Source organism: Burkholderia dolosa, from assembly GCF_902499135.1.
In the GTDB taxonomy this organism is placed as follows: domain Bacteria; phylum Pseudomonadota; class Gammaproteobacteria; order Burkholderiales; family Burkholderiaceae; genus Burkholderia; species Burkholderia dolosa.
Genome location: NZ_CABVPR010000025.1, coordinates 26322 through 43871 on the forward strand (window position 1 = coordinate 26322; position 17550 = coordinate 43871).

Annotated in this window: 17 protein-coding genes; 9 read left to right on the forward strand and 8 right to left on the reverse strand. The window is 65.2% G+C overall.

What is annotated here, in order from left to right; genetic code table 11:
- Positions 1-382: 382 nt before the first annotated feature.
- The 3 genes from BUB20358_RS13455 (at position 383) to BUB20358_RS13465 (ending at position 2521) form a co-directional block, all read left to right on the forward strand.
- Positions 383-568, forward strand: coding sequence for a DUF3563 family protein (locus BUB20358_RS13455; protein WP_035973824.1), 186 nt, complete (start codon positions 383-385; stop codon positions 566-568).
- 277 nt (positions 569-845) lie between these two features.
- Positions 846-1361 (forward strand): universal stress protein, encoded by a 516-nt coding sequence (locus BUB20358_RS13460; RefSeq protein WP_006765652.1) that lies wholly within the window; start codon positions 846-848, stop codon positions 1359-1361.
- A 131-nt stretch (positions 1362-1492) separates the two neighbouring features.
- Positions 1493-2521, forward strand: a complete 1029-nt coding sequence (locus BUB20358_RS13465; RefSeq protein WP_081293654.1) for an alpha/beta fold hydrolase — start codon at positions 1493-1495, stop codon at positions 2519-2521.
- A 96-nt stretch (positions 2522-2617) separates the two neighbouring features.
- On the opposite strand, the gene BUB20358_RS13470 is transcribed toward BUB20358_RS13465, so the two are convergent.
- On the reverse strand, positions 2618-4159 hold the full coding sequence (locus tag BUB20358_RS13470) for an MFS transporter (RefSeq protein ID WP_006765650.1): 1542 nt from the start codon (positions 4157-4159) through the stop codon (positions 2618-2620).
- Here BUB20358_RS13470 and BUB20358_RS13475 point away from each other — a divergent pair.
- The 3 genes from BUB20358_RS13475 to BUB20358_RS13485 all read left to right on the forward strand — a co-directional run bounded on the left by BUB20358_RS13475 (position 4158) and on the right by BUB20358_RS13485 (position 7170).
- A complete protein-coding gene (locus tag BUB20358_RS13475) occupies positions 4158-4922 on the forward strand; it encodes a universal stress protein (RefSeq protein WP_158380441.1) in 765 nt (254 codons plus the stop codon). The two genes, BUB20358_RS13470 and BUB20358_RS13475, sit on opposite strands and share 2 nt — an antisense overlap.
- Before the next feature lie 194 nt (positions 4923-5116).
- Positions 5117-6313, forward strand: coding sequence for an FUSC family protein (locus tag BUB20358_RS13480; RefSeq protein ID WP_006765649.1), 1197 nt, complete (start codon positions 5117-5119; stop codon positions 6311-6313).
- A 128-nt stretch (positions 6314-6441) separates the two neighbouring features.
- Entirely contained in the window at positions 6442-7170 is a 729-nt protein-coding gene (locus tag BUB20358_RS13485; RefSeq protein WP_006765648.1) for a TetR/AcrR family transcriptional regulator, read from the forward strand.
- Between the two features lie 32 nt (positions 7171-7202).
- Here the strand turns inward: BUB20358_RS13485 and BUB20358_RS13490 are convergent, their stop codons facing one another.
- From BUB20358_RS13490 to BUB20358_RS13500, 3 genes are all read right to left on the reverse strand, one after another.
- Positions 7203-8531 (reverse strand): SGNH/GDSL hydrolase family protein, encoded by a 1329-nt coding sequence (locus tag BUB20358_RS13490; protein ID WP_081293652.1) that lies wholly within the window; start codon positions 8529-8531, stop codon positions 7203-7205.
- A 154-nt stretch (positions 8532-8685) separates the two neighbouring features.
- Complete coding sequence (locus BUB20358_RS13495) at positions 8686-9279, reverse strand: GNAT family N-acetyltransferase (protein ID WP_035973819.1); 594 nt, start codon at positions 9277-9279, stop codon at positions 8686-8688.
- Between the two features lie 119 nt (positions 9280-9398).
- Complete coding sequence (locus BUB20358_RS13500) at positions 9399-10712, reverse strand: sensor histidine kinase (RefSeq protein WP_035975184.1); 1314 nt, start codon at positions 10710-10712, stop codon at positions 9399-9401.
- 359 nt (positions 10713-11071) lie between these two features.
- Here BUB20358_RS13500 and BUB20358_RS13505 point away from each other — a divergent pair, with 359 nt between their 5' ends.
- From BUB20358_RS13505 to BUB20358_RS13515, 3 genes are all read left to right on the forward strand, one after another.
- Positions 11072-11326 carry a hypothetical protein gene (locus BUB20358_RS13505; protein ID WP_045552261.1) on the forward strand — a complete coding sequence of 85 codons (255 nt, stop codon included), beginning with the start codon at positions 11072-11074 and terminating at the stop codon, positions 11324-11326.
- 149 nt (positions 11327-11475) lie between these two features.
- Positions 11476-12150: a response regulator transcription factor gene (locus BUB20358_RS13510; RefSeq protein ID WP_006765644.1), complete on the forward strand. Its 675-nt coding sequence runs from the start codon at positions 11476-11478 to the stop codon at positions 12148-12150.
- A gap of 531 nt (positions 12151-12681) precedes the next feature.
- The gene (locus BUB20358_RS13515; RefSeq protein ID WP_158380442.1) at positions 12682-13416 is read left to right on the forward strand and encodes a helix-turn-helix transcriptional regulator; all 735 of its coding nucleotides are present in this window, start codon (positions 12682-12684) and stop codon (positions 13414-13416) included.
- Between the two features lie 427 nt (positions 13417-13843).
- Here the strand turns inward: BUB20358_RS13515 and BUB20358_RS28775 are convergent, their stop codons facing one another.
- The 4 genes from BUB20358_RS28775 to BUB20358_RS13530 form a co-directional block, all read right to left on the reverse strand.
- Entirely contained in the window at positions 13844-14122 is a 279-nt protein-coding gene (locus BUB20358_RS28775) for a GCG_CRPN prefix-to-repeats domain-containing protein (RefSeq protein WP_094190695.1), read from the reverse strand.
- A 248-nt stretch (positions 14123-14370) separates the two neighbouring features.
- Complete coding sequence (locus BUB20358_RS13520; RefSeq protein WP_006765643.1) at positions 14371-15213, reverse strand: MarC family protein; 843 nt, start codon at positions 15211-15213, stop codon at positions 14371-14373.
- A gap of 21 nt (positions 15214-15234) precedes the next feature.
- On the reverse strand, positions 15235-16026 hold the full coding sequence (locus BUB20358_RS13525) for a response regulator transcription factor (RefSeq protein ID WP_308810673.1): 792 nt from the start codon (positions 16024-16026) through the stop codon (positions 15235-15237).
- Positions 16027-16285: 259 nt separating this feature from the next.
- A complete protein-coding gene (locus BUB20358_RS13530; protein ID WP_006765641.1) occupies positions 16286-17548 on the reverse strand; it encodes an alpha/beta hydrolase family protein in 1263 nt (420 codons plus the stop codon).
- Positions 17549-17550: the final 2 nt, after the last annotated feature.

The following is a 17550-nucleotide window of genomic DNA, read 5'->3' on the forward strand; positions in this document are numbered from 1 at the left end:
AGAAGGAACGCCGGGCACTGCGTTTACCACGGATTGCAGCGCTTCCGCGTTGCGCGTTTCCGCTCGGCTGGTCCCGCTTCGTCGGAGCACGAAGCGGGAGTCGCAGCTCGACGCTCGCGTGCGTGTACCTCATTCAACGTCTACCGCGAACTACCCGATATCGCTGCGCTCACGATCTCTTCGCACATTCCGAAGCTGTGTGACGAGTCGTCATCGCGGGACCGGCCTGGCTGCTACGCGTCGCGTAAAACAGTGCCGGTTAAACGGCACGAAGAAACCGCGTACCTCCGCTCACATAGCGCTAATTCAAGGTCCTTAATATTTTCTCCAGAGACAAGTTCATTTTGCACGGAATGCCGTGCATTGCTCCCAGGAGAAAATCATGCTCGACAAGTTCTTCAGCAGACTGTTAGCAACGCTGATCGTGTCGGAAGATACGCGACGCGACGCCTATCTCAGCCGTTCCGCCGATCTGGCCGATCTCGAACGGCGCAGCCGCTATTTCGAAGCGAATCACTCGCCGTTCTCGATGTCGTACGACGATCGTCGACGCGACGGGCAAGACTGATCTCGCTTCCGCCGCGCTTTTCGGCCCGCTCTTCATTCGACAAGCGGCGCACCGGCTCCGTATCAGGTACGTGCAAGCGTGACGCGATCGGGCACAAGGCCCGTATGCGGGATTCGCTCGCCGTCGCACCGCATCGCGGAGTGTCGCTGCCGCCCGCGTGGACCGTCCACGCGATCGATCGAACTCATCTTGATCTCATTCGAGCGGTTCAAGATGAAGACGCGGCATCCGATCAGTTCGATGTTTCCGTGTCTCCCTTTTTCAGCCGAGCCAGAATATGTCCAAGACCGTCGTCGTTGCGATCAATCACAATTTCACCGATTCGTTTCTCGCGTCCGCGCTCGAAACCGCGCGGCATTGCGATGCGCGAATCGCTGCCGTCCATGTCGTGGACCTGACGCACTGCTATGCGGGATTGGGCGACTCCAATTACGGTCTGGTAGTCGGTGCGATGCTCGCGTACGGCCGCGCCGCGCTGGCCCGCGCGATGACCACGCTGAACGACAATCCGCGTGGCGCCGACGCACATCTGCTGACACTGCCCGTGCGCGGCTCGCACATCGGCCGCGAGATCGCGTCGGTCTGCGAGGCATCGAATGCGGAGCTGGTCCTGCTCGGCGCACGCAAGCGCGTATGGTGGCAGGTAATCGGCGAAGATGTCGCTGCGACGCTGCGCAAGGCCACGCGTACGCCGGTTCAGATCGTGCGCGCGGCACCGGGATGTCAGACGACGCCGCAAACGTCGAATGCGCACCCCGGCGTACGTAACGGGCAGCGCCGTTTGCAACGTTAGTCCGTCACCCGGTTTCAGCCGGTTCGACGCGTCGTTTTCGCCGTGCAATGCCGGCGCGTGCATCGAACTCGTGTCGCACGTGCCGATCGCCGTTCAGAACAACGCTGAAGCAATGACTCAGGAGGCAGGTGATGTCACACGACATTCGCGGCGCTCGCAGCGCACGCTCGTCCCGCAACGGAACGACGCCGTCACTTCGTCATGCGGCGCTCGCGCTGTTGATGGCCGGCATGCTGAACGCCCCCATTTCCGCGCGCACCGTCAGCTATTCCGCGACCGGCGATTGCGCGGCCATCGCGGGCGATCCGGTCTCGCGCGCTTCGCTTCACCAGCAGATTGCCCATACGGCAAACGGCGACATCGCGTATTACCGCTTCGGAAGCGGCAGCCCGATCGTGCTGCAAACCGGCTTTCGCGCGACGATCGCCGAATGGAATCGCGCCTTTCTTCGCAGCCTCGCGCAGCATCATGAAGTGATCGTGTTCGACAACCGCGGTGTCGGGCGCTCGATTCCCGATGCCGCGCGCTTCACCGTGCGCGACATGGCGTCCGATCTGAACGCGCTGATCGATACGCTCGGGCTGAAGGACGTCACGGTGGTCGGATGGTCGATGGGCGGTGCGGTCGCCGCGCAATTTGCGGTCGAGCATCCGCGCGCGGCGCAGCGGATCGTGCTGATGGCCGCGCCTGCGCCGGGGTCGAGCGCTGCGCGCATTGCGCCCGACGTCGACGCCACGCTGTCCGGCACGCCGGGTACGACGTTCGACGACGTGATGGCCGTGCTCTTCCCGAAGTCCGCGCTGCCCGTGGCCGAACGATGCTTTCGCGATGCGATGTTCGTGCCGCCCGACTACACGCTTCCCGACATTTCCGCGCCCGTGACCGCCGGCCAGTCCGCGCTGCTGCGCGACTGGGCGAACGATGCCGACGCCGCGCAGTCGCTGCGACGGCTGTCGCTGCCGACGCTGGTGCTCGCCGGCGACGACGATCAAGTACTGCCACGACGCAATGCGGAAACGCTCGCCGATACGATCGCCGGCTCGCAACTGCTGGTGGTGCGCGCAGCCGGCCACGCAATGATGTACCAGTATCCGCGCGAACTCGCCGCCGCCATCGACGCCTTTATCGCGCGAACGAATGCGGCCGCCGCGGGACGATGAAGCGTCGAAACGAGTGCGCCGGCTCGTCGCGGTAGGAATACCGGCGCGCATGCCGACCGACCGCGACCGCGCTGTCCGGCGCGTTGCAAAGCACGTTCATTGCTGCGACGAGCGGATGCGGCCAACCGTCTTCACCGTGACCGCGCAAAACGCGAACAACGACACGGCGACCAGCAACCACATGCAAGCCCGATAACCGTGCAAGAAATAACGCGTGACGAGCTCGCGAGCTGCATCGTGATCGATGCCCAGACGTGACAGCCGCGCGTCGGCCGACAATGGATCCGCGACGATCGATGCGGTTCGATCGGCATCGATCATGACTCGCGCGGCCAATGCGGCGGACAACCCGTGTCCGGCGAAAACCTGGTAAACGGTCGTGGCGACCGACAGCCCCGTCGCGCCGCCGAGGTTGTGCATCGTCCAGCTCGTGCCGACCGCCACGCCGCCGACGTCTTCGGGAACGGACGCGAGCGCGAGCACGGTCGACGGCCCGAGGACGCACGCCCAGCCGATGCCCATCACGGCGAACGCGGCGATCACATAGCCGATCGAAACGGAACGCGCAAACTGCACCTGCATCGCCGCGGACACCGCAAAGAACAGAAAGCCCGCGGCCAGGAACCGGACAGGCCCGATGCGGTCGGTCGCGCGTCCGACGAACGGCGACAGCAGCGCAATGAGCGCAGTGGTCGGCAGCAGCATGACGCCGATCATCACGTCGCTGAACCCGGCGACGATCTTCAGATAGAGCGGCATCAGGAAGAATGCCGCGCAGTAGAAGAACGCGAGCGACGAAGTCGCGATCGATGCGCGGACGAAATCGCGATTCGAGAACAGCTCCAAACGAATCAGCGGCGACCGAACGGTGCGTTCGACGCGGACCAGCGCCGCAAAAAGCGCGACCGCAACGGCAAAGGAAGCCGACGTCCTGAACGAAGTCCAGCCCCAGCGATTGCCCTGCGTGATGTCGAGCAGCAGCAGCGGCACGGCGACGGCGAGCAAAAGCACGCCGCACCAGTCGATCCGGCCGCGCTCTTTGACGTCCGGCAATTCGCTTGCACCGTAGAGGCACAGCGCGACGCTCGCCAGCACGAACGGCACGTTGACGAGAAACACCGAGCGCCAGCCGAGCGCACCGACCAGCACACCGCCGACGACCGGACCGATCGCGAGGCCGATGCCGTTCGCTCCGAACAGAATGCCGAGCGCCTTGCCGCGTTCGTCTTCCCCGAACGCGGCGGAGGCAATCGCCGTCGTCGCGGTATAGAGCACCGCACATGCGATGCCCTGCACGAAGCGACACGCGATCACGCCGGCGATCGCGGTCGCCAGCCCCGCGCCGAGCGACGACAGCCCGAATACCGTCAGCCCGATATACAGCACCGGACGCCTGCCATACAGGTCGGCCATCCGTCCCGCGGCGACCATGCTCGCGCAAAGCGCGATCAGGAACGCGGTGACGATCCATTGGCTCTGCGTGACACTCGCGTGCAGATCGGCCTGGATGTCGGGGATCGCGGTATTGACGATCGTGAAATCGATGCAGCCGAGAAAGCTGGCGATGCATACGCCGGCCAGCAACCACCATCGTCGGGCGCGCGCAGCAGCGGAACAGGAGTCGGCGAGTTCGCTCATGTCGGATCTGGAAAGCGGTAGTCGAGACGCAATGCACGTTCGTCCGAGTCTATCCGGCGCTCGTCTCGACGTCTGCCGTCTTTACAGACGACAAACGCGACACGCACGCATCGCGCCCCGCAAAAGGCGCGACGACACACATCTGCACGAACGGCACGCGTCGGGTGCCGGCGCGAAACACCCTCACTGGACGCTCATTCTCCGGTTCGACAATGAAGTCGTTGGCAGCGGCCCTTCATCGGAGAGGAGTTCGAAAATGACCAAGAGAATTCTCGTAGCAGTCAGCGCGCGCACCGCACCGTGTGTGCTCGCCAGTGCCCTTGCCGCGTCGCGCGAATGCGATGCGCCGATCACGCTGCTGCACGTGATCGATACGGCGAGCTGCTTCGTCGGCGCAGCCGATTTCGACTGCGGGCTCGTGATGGAAGCGATGCAGGAGCAAGGCCGGCAAATCCTGTCGCTCGCGGAACAATGGTTCGCGTCGCGAGGCTGTACCGTCACCACGCACATGCTTCAGTTGCCGACGTACGGGCTCACGGTCGGACACGCAATTGCCGTCTTCGCGAGCGGAATCGACGCCGATCCGGTCCTGCTCGGCAGCAGAAAGCACGATGGGTGGCAATGGTTGCGCGACGATATCGCCGCGGACATCGTGCGCAATACCGGCGTGGCGGTGCGCCGCGTTCCGGACGATGCGCCAACCGACGTGCCGCATCGCAGCGCGCCGCAACGCGCAGCCACCCCTGCCGCCGGACGTGCATAGCGTCCTTTCCACCGGCCGACGCCGGCTCGATCGCGAGCGTTCCGCGCAATGCTCGCCGATCGGCCGGCGCTTGACTGTCGCGCGTTTCCCGAACAGAATCTTTCCAATGGAATAATCTGCGCTCGATCTCGCGGACGAGCGCCTCGCTCGGGCCGCTCCCGCATAGATACGTCAACCGTCTTACGGATCGCTACATGACCATGTTCAGCTCGCTCGGGCAGCACGGCGCGGCTGCCGTCACCGCCTTGGGTCGAGAGCTCCGAGCGTGGAAAGGCACGCGCACGCGCGCGCTGTTCGGCGCGCAAGCGGTTCTGTCGGTCGCGCTCGCGGTGCTGCTCGCGCGAATGCTGCATCTCGAGCATACGTGGTGGGCGGCGATCAGCGGCTTTGCAATACTGCGCGACAACTTGCGCGGCTGCCTGGAGCGCGGCGCTCATCGCCTGCTCGGCACGCTCGTCGGGGCCGCGTTCGGTGTACTCGCGGGGCCGTGGATCGGCGATCGACCGTGGCTGCTCGTACCTGTGCTCGGCGTGGTCGCCGGCTGCACGGTGCTGCGCGCGAACGATTCGACATCGTCGTACGCGTGGGTGCTCGGCGGCGTCACGGCGATGATGGTGCTCGACGAAGCGCGTGTGCTCGGGTCCACGAGCGCTACGTTCGACTTTGCGCGTTCCCGGGTCATCGAAGTCGCAGTGGGCACGCTGGCATGCGTGCTGGTCGCTACCGTCGTGCAACGCATCCTCGTCCAGCAGCGCTGTGCAGGTACGGCGGCAGCGGGCGGCGCGCGCGCGTCGGCCGCCGACGTACCGCTGCAGCACGCGCCGACTGCGAGCCCGTCCACGTACGCCACGCGCGTGCGGCTCGGCATCTGCGCGGCATTGGCCACCGGCCTGATGGCCGCGCTCAGCTATTTCCTTCATTTGCCGGGGCTCGCGCAAGGCATGGTGACGTCGGTCGCCCTGCTGATCCTGCCCGCCGATGCGCTCGTCGAGCGCACGCCGGCCGCGATCCGCGAACGCATGACGCAGCGCCTGATCGGCTGTCTGCTTGCGGGTGCGCTCGGCGTGGGCCTGCTCCCGCTGATGGACGGCGCAGCGCTGGGCTGCATGCTGGTGCTGTCGCTCGGCGTGTGGGTCGGATGTCACGTGCAGACGGGTGCCGAAGGCGCAAGCTACGTCGGCAGACAGTTCACGGTCGCGTTCATCATGGTGTTCGTGCAGGACCACCACTGGTCGGCCGATCCGCATCCGGCGCTGATGCGCTTCTGCGGCATTCTGATGGGTGTCGTCGCGCTGTCAGCCGTGATGCTCGCGATGCAAGCGCTACGGCCTGCGCGCGATCGCGGTGCGGATCCGGAAAATGGCGATCCCGGCGCAAGCGCATCGCGATGACGAGCGACGAACATCTGCCGGCGCATGCGCGCCACGCGCTGCGGAACGAGCGCTTTCGCGTACGGTGCGTTTTTGACTGGGCTGACTCTTTTTGTTAGAGTCGGCCATCTTTATCGACTCCGGCAACTATGACTCAAGGGACAGGCGGCCAGCGCGCTTCGCGTTCGTCGAAGGCGCAGACCGGGAAGAGGTCCGCCCGCTCCTCTTCCGACAAGCCCTACCACCACGGCGCGCTACCTCAGGCGCTGCTCGATGCAGCGGAAGTCGTGTTACGCAGGGACGGCATGCGCGGGCTGACGCTCAGAGCGATTTCCCGCGAAGCAGGCGTGTCGCATACCGCGGCACAGCACCACTTCGGCGACATGTCCGGCGTGCTGAGCGAGCTGGCGGCCAGCGGCCATCGGCGGCTCGCTTCGGCGCTGTCGAGCGCGATGCAGAACGTGAAGGCAACGCAGGCAGGCCGTCAGGCCGTCGCCCACGCGTACGTGCGCTTCGCAGTCGATAATCCGGACCTGTTCCGTCTGATGTCGCGCAACGAACTGCTGGACGCCACGCGCCCGGCTCTGCTCGAGGCTCGCCGAATCAACGCACGTGCGCTCGCACGCCTGCATGGCGTGGACGACGCGGCCGCACGCGACAGCGATCAGTATGGCGGGCCCGACATCAAGCAGGCGATCGGCATGACGTCCGCGTGGGCGTACGTGCACGGCCTCGCGAGCCTGTTGATCGACGGCCGTCTGAATGCGCTGGCCACCGCGACCGAAGGCGTGCGCGACGCCGAGGATCTCGTCACCGCCGCGATCGAACAGGTACGTCTCGTGCAAAGCGCGCCGCCCGAGCGCACCAAGCGCGGCTGATCGCCACACGCCGTCGCATCGCCGTCCCGCTTTCACGATTCACGCTCGTCGACGGCAGGAAAGTGCCGATGCACGAACGCCGCGACCCGATCGGCAACGATACGGTGCGTGCGTGTCGTCGGATGCACGATGTCCCAGAACACGAACGCATCCGGATTCCTGCACGCCGCGCGCGGCCGATGACTTTCCATGAAGTTCGACAGCCCCGTCCGGTCGATCTCGAGACACGACTCGGTGCTGTTCGCAAAACCATATGCGCGCGGCTCGTCGAACAGACTGCTGAACAGCGCGTTCGTATCGAACAGCTGGATATTGACGCTGCCGGCGTGTTCGTCGCGAATCGATGCGACCATCGCGGCCAGGCCGAGATTGACCGCGTCGACCTGCGCAGCGGCGCGGTTCGCACCGGCTTTCAGCTGGAAAATCGGTGCGCGCGAAACATCCGGCAGATTCATCACGAGAATATTCTTCGCGCCGCCATCGATCAGAACGTCGATCGCTTCGCGCTCCTTCGCGAGAATCTCGTCGGACGGCGTATCGAAATAGATCAGATCGTTACCGCCCACCATCACGGTGAACAATGTCCGCGCCGGATCGTACGAACGATCGTCGCGCGTCGCACTGCGCCACGCTCGTACCTGCGACAGCAGCCCCGGCATGGCGACCCACGGCAACACGCGGCGATCGGCCACGCCGGTGCCGCCCACCGCCCAGTCGTAGAGCGGCACGTGCAGATCGCCGGCCAGATATTCGACCCAGTTGCGGCCGTTCGTGAAGCGGCCGTCGAACCACGACTTATTGTCCGGAATGCGGCCGTGCGACGCGTTGTACAGATTGTGCGTGTCCGACAAGCTGTCGCCGAACGCCACGACGCGATCGATACGCGTACCGCGGCGGCCCGCGCTCCACGGCGCGTAGTCGATTGCGGAAGCGCCGTCGCCTGCCGCCCAGCCGATGACGGCGCTGTCAATTCCGTCGCGTCGCAGGCTCCCTTCGCAAAGCGAACGAAGCTGGCTCGGCGACTCCGTCGTGTAGAAGATCGACTCCCAACGGTGCGTGTCGCCTCCGTGCCACTCGCCGCGCAGTCGATAGAACCAGTCGGTGGCCGGATCGATCGCCCATACGTAGCCGGTATCGAAACGAAACGAATCGCCGGACTTTCGGTAGTAGCAACGCAGATACGTCGATGTCTGCGGTTCGCTCGCCGATACATCGGGCAGCGTGCCGCCACGCACCGTATCGGGACCGGCCGACGGCCAATCCGCGGGGGATTCACGCGTGGTCGCATCGCACCCGGTCAGCATCGCAGCGACAAGCAACAGCGCACACGCGAATAGCCGTCGCAGAGAATAGCTGCTCATGCGCGACACTCCGCTGCGAACGCAACGATCGTCGCGGCGCGTGGCGCACACGCGCCAACGGCATGCGAGCACGAAGCCAGCCGTCGAAGATCCGACGCTTCGTGCAGACGCACACGCGCACAACCGCCGCCGGTTCGCGTGTCGTTTACGACGATCAGCTGCATACCTGCTCGTACGAAAGAAAGTGCGACGCGCTTCGCATCAGCAGAAACGGCGGAAATGCCGGCAGCTTCATTTTTACGCAGTCGGCGCTGATCATGCCCATCGAGTGATAGAACCGGATAGCGCCGGTCGCGCTCGCGGACACCGCGAGCGACAGATTGTCCTGATAGCCGGCCGCGCATGCCATTGCTTCGGCGGCGCGAAACAACGTCTTGCCGATACCCTTGTGCTGCATGTCGGCGACGACCGCCAGCGCGTCGATGTAGAAACTGTCCGGAATCCGCAAGGTTTTGAACGGTTCGTGCAAGCCTTCGATGCTGTGCGGCGAACACCTGCTCCAGTCGGTCGGCGCAAAATCGTTCAGCGGCGCGCACACCAGCGCGCCGATGACCCTGTTGCCGCGCGCGGTATCGAGCAGCACGTACGAATTCGCCAGACGCGGCGCCACGAGAAATCGCGTCAGAAACGCGCGATAGTCGAGCCCGTCCGAATTGTTCGCTACCGCGGTTCGATACGGCCCGGTCGTACAGATCAGTTCGACGAGTTCGTCGATATGGTGCGGTTCGGCGCCGACGACGTCGCTCATGGCCGTTTCCTCATCGTGTTGCATGAGCGACCAATCTAGTGCGCGTTTATGAGCTGATCATGAGCAAGCGAGTGCGCCGCGCAGGCTGAGGCGACGCGCACCGCGACATCGACGACCGCTTACGCGCAAGCCGGGAAGCTGATCGACGCGACGAGTCCGGACGCGCCGTCGCTGCGATTGCGCAGGATCGCGTCGCCGCCGTATCGGGTCGCGACGGCCTTCACGATCGACAATCCGAGGCCCGTTCCCTCGATCTCCGTATTCGCGCGGAAGAAGCGGTCGAATACGCGCGACAGCAGGTGATCGGGAATGCCCGGCCCCGTGTCGACGACGTCGATCCACGCGACATCCCCGACCTCGCGCACGCACAGATCGATCTTCCCGCCGTCGGGCGTATACCGTATCGCGTTGCATACGAGATTCCGGATCGCGACACTGACGTCGGACGCGATAGCGTTCACGTAAACCGGCGGCAGATCGTCGGCGCCGATGTCGATATCGCGGCTGGCCGCGATAGGCAGCACTTCCGCAATCGCATTGACGATCACCGACGTCACATCGACACGCGTGAGCGCGTCCGCGCACACCGCGGTCTCGGCCCTCGCCAGACCGAGCAGCTGCTCGACCACGCGTGCACCTCGCGCAATGCCGCCTTGAAGTTCGCGAAATCGCTGCTGATTGCTCGGAAAGATGTCGTGCGCGAGATTGGTCGCCTGAATCTGAAGCGCGGTAAACGGCGTTCTCAGTTCGTGCGCGGCATCGGAGATGAACTTGCGCTCCGCCTCGATCGACTTTGCGAGTCGTTCGATCATCCGGTTGATCGAGTCGATGAACGGCCGGATTTCGACGGGGACGTGCTTGACCGACAGCGTCTGCAACCTGCTGACGTCGATACGCTGCACTTCGTCCCCGAGCCCGTCGAGCGGCCCGAGCGACCAGTTGATCACGACCAGCACGAGCACGCAGACAAGCGGAATCAGCACGATCATCGGCCACAGCGTCTTCATCGCGTTCTGCTCGGCCAGCTCCGCGAGCACCGAAGACCGTTGCGCAACCTGGATCACGCGATCCCGGTCGTGCAGCGTATAGACGCGCCAGCGCTCGTTGCCGATCGTCACCGTAGCGAATCCGTCCGATGCGTCGCGCGGCAACTGCAGCGTCGGTTCGGTGCTCCGATAAGGTGCGGACCGCGCGTCCTTCCAGATCGTGACGACGACGTCGCGTTCCGGCTGCGAATCGCGCGATGCGGTCTCGGGCAACAGATTGCCCATGTCGCCGCGCATCCGGTTCGCGACCTGTTCGAGCCGTAAATCGAGCAGCGCACTCATGCCGTCTTTCGACAGCTGATAGGAGCTCAGCCCCTGGACGACCGCGAATACCGCAACGAGCATGCACAGCGCAAACGCGAGCCGCCCTCGAAGCGAGTGGTTCATGTTGACTTTCGTATTGACGTTGAAGCGATGCCGGCTGACGCGACGAAGCGCCGATGCGACGAGCCCGCCTGCGTCGACATGCGCTCGATCGGCGCGCCACAACGTAGCGGTGACGCGAACGATATCACACAATCTTTCCAATGGAAATATTTCGTACGTGCGGCGGCCGATTTCGATCGAGCGTCGGCGAAGGCAGCCGGGCTTTGCATGGTCGTGTCGTACAGGCTGTCCTTCCGTGAGAGGACAGACACGTGCTCGAAGCCACCCTAGAATCGCCTCCGGGCTGGCTCGGTGCTCGCGCCCGTTTCGCCGCATCGTTGTGCGCGCATCGGCTTTCTTCTTTTCACGGAGATACTCAATTGGTCAGAAAAATCGTGACGGCAACGGCCGCAGCGGTACTTGCGATAGCCGCCACCGCGGCATACGCGGACGATCTCGCTCGGCATCCGAACATTGCCGCGGCAGACAGCTACGCGCAGAACGCAATCGCGCGGATGCACGAAGCACAGCGTGCGAACAACTACGACATGCACGGTCATGCGGCGCGCGCGATCAGCCTGCTCGAGGAAGCGCGCGGCGAAATGCGCGCGGCCGCGGCCGACGCCTCGCACTGACGCTGCCGAACGTGCGTACCGGACGCTGCGCACGTTCTCCGACTATCCCGCATCGACTCCCGAGCTGGCCTCCATCCGGCGCCTTCGCCTGCACGACGATACCGGCTGCGTCCCACGAAGCAGGGACTGAATCACTGTGATACCGAATCATGAGATTGCTACTGGTTGAAGACGATCTGTCGATCGGGCAGAGCCTGCTGCGCGCGCTGTCCGATGCAGGCTATGGTGTCGAATGGGTGCGCGACGGCGCCGCGGGGCACGCGTCGATCGACGCGTTCGAATACACCGCCGTTTTGCTGGATCTCGGCCTGCCCGGCATGAGCGGCCTCGACGTGCTCAGGGCTGTGCGCGCGAGCCACAAGGAAGTGCCGATACTGATATTGACCGCGCGAGACGACGTCGACACGCGCGTTCAGGGCCTGGATCTCGGTGCCGACGATTACATCGCGAAACCGTTCCAGGTTCGCGAGCTGCTCGCACGCGTGCGGGCGGTCATGCGGCGCAAGGCCGGCTATGCCGCATCGCGGCTCGGCGACGACTCGCTCTGCCTCGATCTCGACAAGCGCACGCTGAACTGCCGTGGCGTAGAGCTCCCGCTGACTTCCCGCGAATTCGCGCTCATGCTGGCTTTTCTCGAACGGCCGGGCACGATCCTGTCGCGCGAACAGCTCGAAGAAAAGCTGTATGGATGGGGCCGAGAAATCGAAAGCAACGCGATCGACGTCCTGATCTACTCGATTCGCAAGAAGTTCGGGCAGTCGGTGATTCGCAACGTCCGCGGCATCGGCTGGACCGTGATCCTCGATCAGGACAGCGCGCACTGACGTGCCGGACGCCGCGCGACGCGGCGAACGAGCGCTTTGCCGGCGAGCGCAGCAACGCTCGCCGGACTCGGCTGCGCGCTTCGGCCAAATAGCGCCGGACCCGGCCGGCCACCGCGAACCGGCCACCGCAAACCGACCGCAGCGGCGCCGCGTGCGCCGTTAACGCCGTCGTCTCGCCGATAAATATTTCCAATGGAAAGATATCTTGACCGGCGCAAGCGTTATCGCCACAATCTTGCCACTGGAAACATAGAGCGGTCCGTCGTTCGCGGCCGCTCCGCTCAATGGAACGCTGATGAACCTGTTACCGGCTGTTGCCCCGCTTCTGTCGTCGGCCGCGATCGGATCCGCGCTGTGCGCGTTGCATACCGCCGTCCGCAGTGCAGCCGCCGCTGCCGCGATGCCGCTTCGCGATATTTCGCTCACGCCGCAACCCGCGTACGCACGGACAAGCCCGAATCGGTTGTCGACTCCGGTTCGCATTCCGCCATGGACGAAGCCGTACACGGGCCGAGCCGCGATGTAACGCATATGAGCACCTTCACCTCCGCCCGATTCGCCGAATGCATACGCGCCGCCGGTTTCGACGATTTCGTCGCGACGCTCGTGCAGGCACTGAACCAAACCGTGTCGATCGATTGTGCGGTGCTCGTCGACGTCGGTCCTGACGGTACGCGGCTGTCGAGTTGTGCGTCGCACCGCGCAGGGCCGTGTTTCGATCCGTCCGCGGAAGCAATCGCATGCGCGAGCGTGTTCGGCGCGTGGCGGACCTGCGAACGGTCGGCGGGGAAGGCACGCGCGCTGCGGGATCCCGTGCTGCTGCACCGGTCGACGGACGAATGCGCGGATCGAAGCCTGTACGGCTCCGTGCCGATGGCCGATCGCTGCTTCGTCGTTCTGCCTCGCGGCGACAACACCGCGATACTCGGCCTGTACCGGCGTCCCGGCAACCGGTCGTTCTGCGATGCCGATCGGCACGCGATTTCCGCTGCGATCGACGTGGTCGCCGCGCTCGCGGACATTCATCTTCGCATCGGTGCGGTCCGCAACGTACCGCGCGACGTCGAGCAAGCGTGGAACGCCGGCCTGTCCGATCGCGAACGCGCGGTCGCACGGCTGCTCGCGCGCGGTGAAACGTCGCGCACGATCGCCGCGATGCTGGGCGTCGCACCGACCAGCGTGATCACTTACAAAAAGCGCGCATTCGTGAAGCTCGGCGTCACACGCCAGTGCGAGTTGACCGCGCTGGTCGGCGCGCTCGGCTGACGCGCGCGTCGCGCCGCCGCGGGCGACCGCCCACAGCGCAAAAGAGCCGTCGTTCACGACAGCTTTCGATATATCGGATTTGGAACGCTTCGTAGCGAGCCGGACGAATCCCGAGATTGCTTGCACGCACAACCATCGTCGACACGCGACGCGCAAGGACCGGCGGCTGCGATCGCGCCGATCATTCATCGCGTTGAATCCGACCACATTGCACGCGCGCCGCAGTCGATGCCCGTGCAGGAGCCGTAAACGACGCACGATACCGATGTGGTCATTGCCGGCGCCGGATCCGCGGCGCGTGTGCGCTATGAAGACCGCACCGGGCGGCCGCGCCGTCGGCCGTTGCGACCGGACGACGCCGCCCGTGCCCCGCGCGAAGCGGCGACGCGCTCGACCGTAGACGCGCGTCGTCCGCTGCCGCTTACGCTCATTGCCAAGTGCCGTTCGGCAGGCGTCCGTGATACGGCGTATCGCGGCAATGTCCCCACGGACCCAGCCAGTATCCCGGCGGGCACACGTTGCTCGGCGGGGGCGGCGGGTAAATCACCGGTTGCGGCGCCACGTAAACCGGCGCCGCATAGCGACAGTACCCCCAAGGACCGCGCCACCCGTTCGGGCCGCAACCCTGGGCGGCGACCGCGGTTCCGGTGGCAAGGACAGATGCCGCTAATACGGCTGCAATGATCGAATGACGAGGTTTGAACATGATGTTTTCCGCCGAGATGTGATGTCGGGACCCGAAGGAACGGTTTGCTTCCGGGTTCATGATCGCTCGGCAGAATGAGCGCACAGTGAGCACTCGAGCCAGCATCGCACGCTATCGATGCGTGCGACCGGCAGCGCCGCAACTGCGGCGATCGGCGGCCCGTTGCGCCGACGTCGGCCTGATCCGCGGCCGTGGTTTCGACGCACCGCTATCCGCGCTATCCGTGCGATCTTCGCGGTCGCTGGCCATCAGCCGACTTGCAACGACCTGATCAGTTCCGCAAGACCGAGCCAGAAAATCTGAACGCCGATACAGAACAGCACGAACGCGAACAGCCGCATCGCAGCCTGCGTTCCGGTCTTGCCGAGCAGGTCCTCGATCGCCGCGCAGAATCGGACGCACGCATAAATGCTCGCGCACAACACGGCCAGCGCGGCGACGACGCCGACGATGTGGACGGGAGCCAGTCCTTCCCGCGGAGAACCGGTGCCCAACGCGATCGCGACTGCAATCGAACCCGGCCCGACGGTAAATGGAAGGGTCAGCGGATAAAACGCCTTCGCGCGCAGCGACTCGCGCGGCGCACGTCTTTCGTGCTCGTCGATGGTGTCGCGGTCCTTGTTCAGCAGGTTCCACCCTGCGATGCCGATCACGATGCCGGCCGCCACGCGCAATACCGGCATCGATATGCCGAAGAACGACAGCACATACGCGCCGATCGACAGCGAAGCCGCGAGTATCGCGAGGCTGTTGAACGCGATACGCCGTGCCAGTTCTTCCCTGTCGGCGGGCGTCGCATCGGGGACCATGCTCAGTACCATCAGCCCGGCAGCCGGCGGATTGATGACGGGAAAGAGCGCGGCGACGATCAGCAGAATGGTTTTGGTGAATTCGTGCAGCATCATGTCGACGTTCGTGATTGACCGGAGTATCGGCGGCTTGCCGTCGCAAGTCTGTCCTCCAACCGGGCGACAGCGGCGGCCGCAGCGGCGATTCGCTCCGCATCGCTGCCGTTGCGCGCATCCATTTACCTGCGCCGGCGATGCACGGCGACGTGGCCGTCGACGATCAGCGATGACGCGGCCGCGCACTGCGCCGCCACGCGTCGACGCTCATACCGTTACCCACTTCGCCGCGCGCTCGATTGCAAGGCTGCCGGTTTTCGCGTGCAGCATCGCCGCGGTCGGCCGCGCTTCGCGATCGGCGCGCTTGCTCGCCGGTGCGCGCGTGCGGCGGTCCGACACACCGCTCGAATCGGGGCTCGCGCCGCCCGACATCCATCCGCCGCCTCTGACGTTGACGATCGCCGAGCGTCCGAACCGTTTGCGAATCTGGTGAATCAGCACGTCGAGCGCGTTGCTTTCCACTTCCTTGCCCCAGCCGTAGAGCCGGTCCTCGAGCTGCGCGCGCGACAGCAGCAATCCCGGCCTTTCGAGCAGTGCGTGCATCAGCGCGAACTCGCGCACCGACAACGGCGCTGCCGTCCCCATGAAGCACAGCGTGCGCGTATCGAGATCGAGGCTCAGCGCGTCGCTGCCGATTCGCGACGTTGCGTGCCCCGCCCTGCGCCGCAATACGGCGCGGATTCGCGCGAGGACTTCGACCATCTCGAGTGCGCTGTGCAGGCAATCGTCGGCGCCGTTGTCCAGGCTGCGGACGCATGCGTCGTCCGTGGGCTCGGCAAGCGTCATCACCGGAACCGTCTCGCCGCGGCTGCGAATCGTTTTTAAAACCTCGATCCCGCCGACTCCCGGCAAGCCGACCGCGATCAGCACCAGCGCGTAATAGGCGCCGTTGAACGCGAGCTGTCCTGCCTGCGCATCGCGAACCCAGTCCACGCTGAAACCGTCACCGGTCAGCGCACGCCGCAGGCTTTCGCCGCGGTCGATATCGTTGTCAATCAACAGTGTTCTCATAGCCTTTGCGACGCGAGCCGACCGTGTCGGTTCGCCACATGAAAAAAGATTGAAAGAGTCCGCGCCGTCGGGCACATGGCCCGGCCGAGCACCGCCCGGCAAGCCGGCGACCGCGACCAGCCGTGTGCGTTGGCCATCGCATTCGCGATGGCGTGCGATACGTCGCGCGCGCGACGCTGCGATCGTGTGTCGGCCGAGCGTCCGGCACGATGCGCACCGAGCATGCTCGGTCTCCCGGGTTTCGACATCACGCCGTTTTCTCCGAACGTTGCGCGTGCACCGGATCGCACGACTGAAACAGTTCGTCCATCCAGCCGCAGACTTCCTGCACGAGCCGCAGCCGCGCATTGACCTGGCAGTGCCCGTCGGCGCCGGTGGCCGCATCCAGCTCCACGAGGTCCTTCTTCGCCGATGCGATCCGTTCGTGCCATTCGCGTGCTTGTGCGATGAAAATCGGCGAATCGCCGAGCCCGACGATCGACAGAAACGGCAGCGCCACGCGCGCAGGATCGGCACGCGCGCCGCGCCAGCGTTCGATGAACGCCTGCGGCGAAGCCGCACCGGCCTTCCACAGCATCATCTGCCTGCTTCGCAACGCGGCCGAACTCGCGTCCCCGCTCGCGTTGTCGTCCCGCGCCGCTTGCACGCTGGCGCCGAATAGCGCGCCCGGCTCGGGAAACGGCGTACTCGCGATCACTGCTGCAAGCCGCTTCTCGTAGCCGGCCGCCCGCGTCACGAAATAGCCGCCGAGACTCAGCCCGAGCAGCACGATGCGCGCCGGCCGCGCATCGAAGTGCTGCAGAAGATGATCGACGACCGCACCAATCGCATGTTCCGGCTCGATCTGCCAATGCAGCCCGTTCGCCGCGGTATTGCCCTGCCCGGGCAGATCGACCATCGCGACCGCATATCCGCGCTCGCGGATGCCGCGACCGACCGACAGGAACAAGTCCTCGAAGCTCGTGTCCGCACCGCCGATGACGAGCACCACCGGCGCGTCCGGCGTCGCCGCGGAAACGAACGCCCCCGGCAGTTCGCCCTCGCCGAACGGCACGTTGAAGAACGTGCACGGAATCGCAAGCTCGGCCATTGCGTGCGCAAACGCCGTTTGATGCTGACGATACAGCCGCGAGAACATGTCGCCGCCCGCAGCTGCAAACTGCCAGGCCGAGCGATAGCTGGCAAACGCCTTCAACCTCGCTTCGCCGGCAGCGCGACGCCAGCCGCGCTGCGCCCACGTATCGGCCTGCGCGTTCTGCAGATCGCCGTACGCGGCAAACGCGCCGACCCAGCTGTCCGCGTCGCCGTCGGCGATCGTCGACGCGACGTGAAACGCCTGACCGATATCGAGCCCGCCTGTCGGCCCCCAGCTCAGCGCGGACATGAAAAACAGATCCATGTCGGCATCGTCGAAGCGATACCGGCGCGACAGCCGCTGATCGGGGCGCGCGTCCGCTCCGTCGTGCCGCGCGTTGTCGTTGCCCGCCTGAATCGATTGTGTCGTTCCCACAT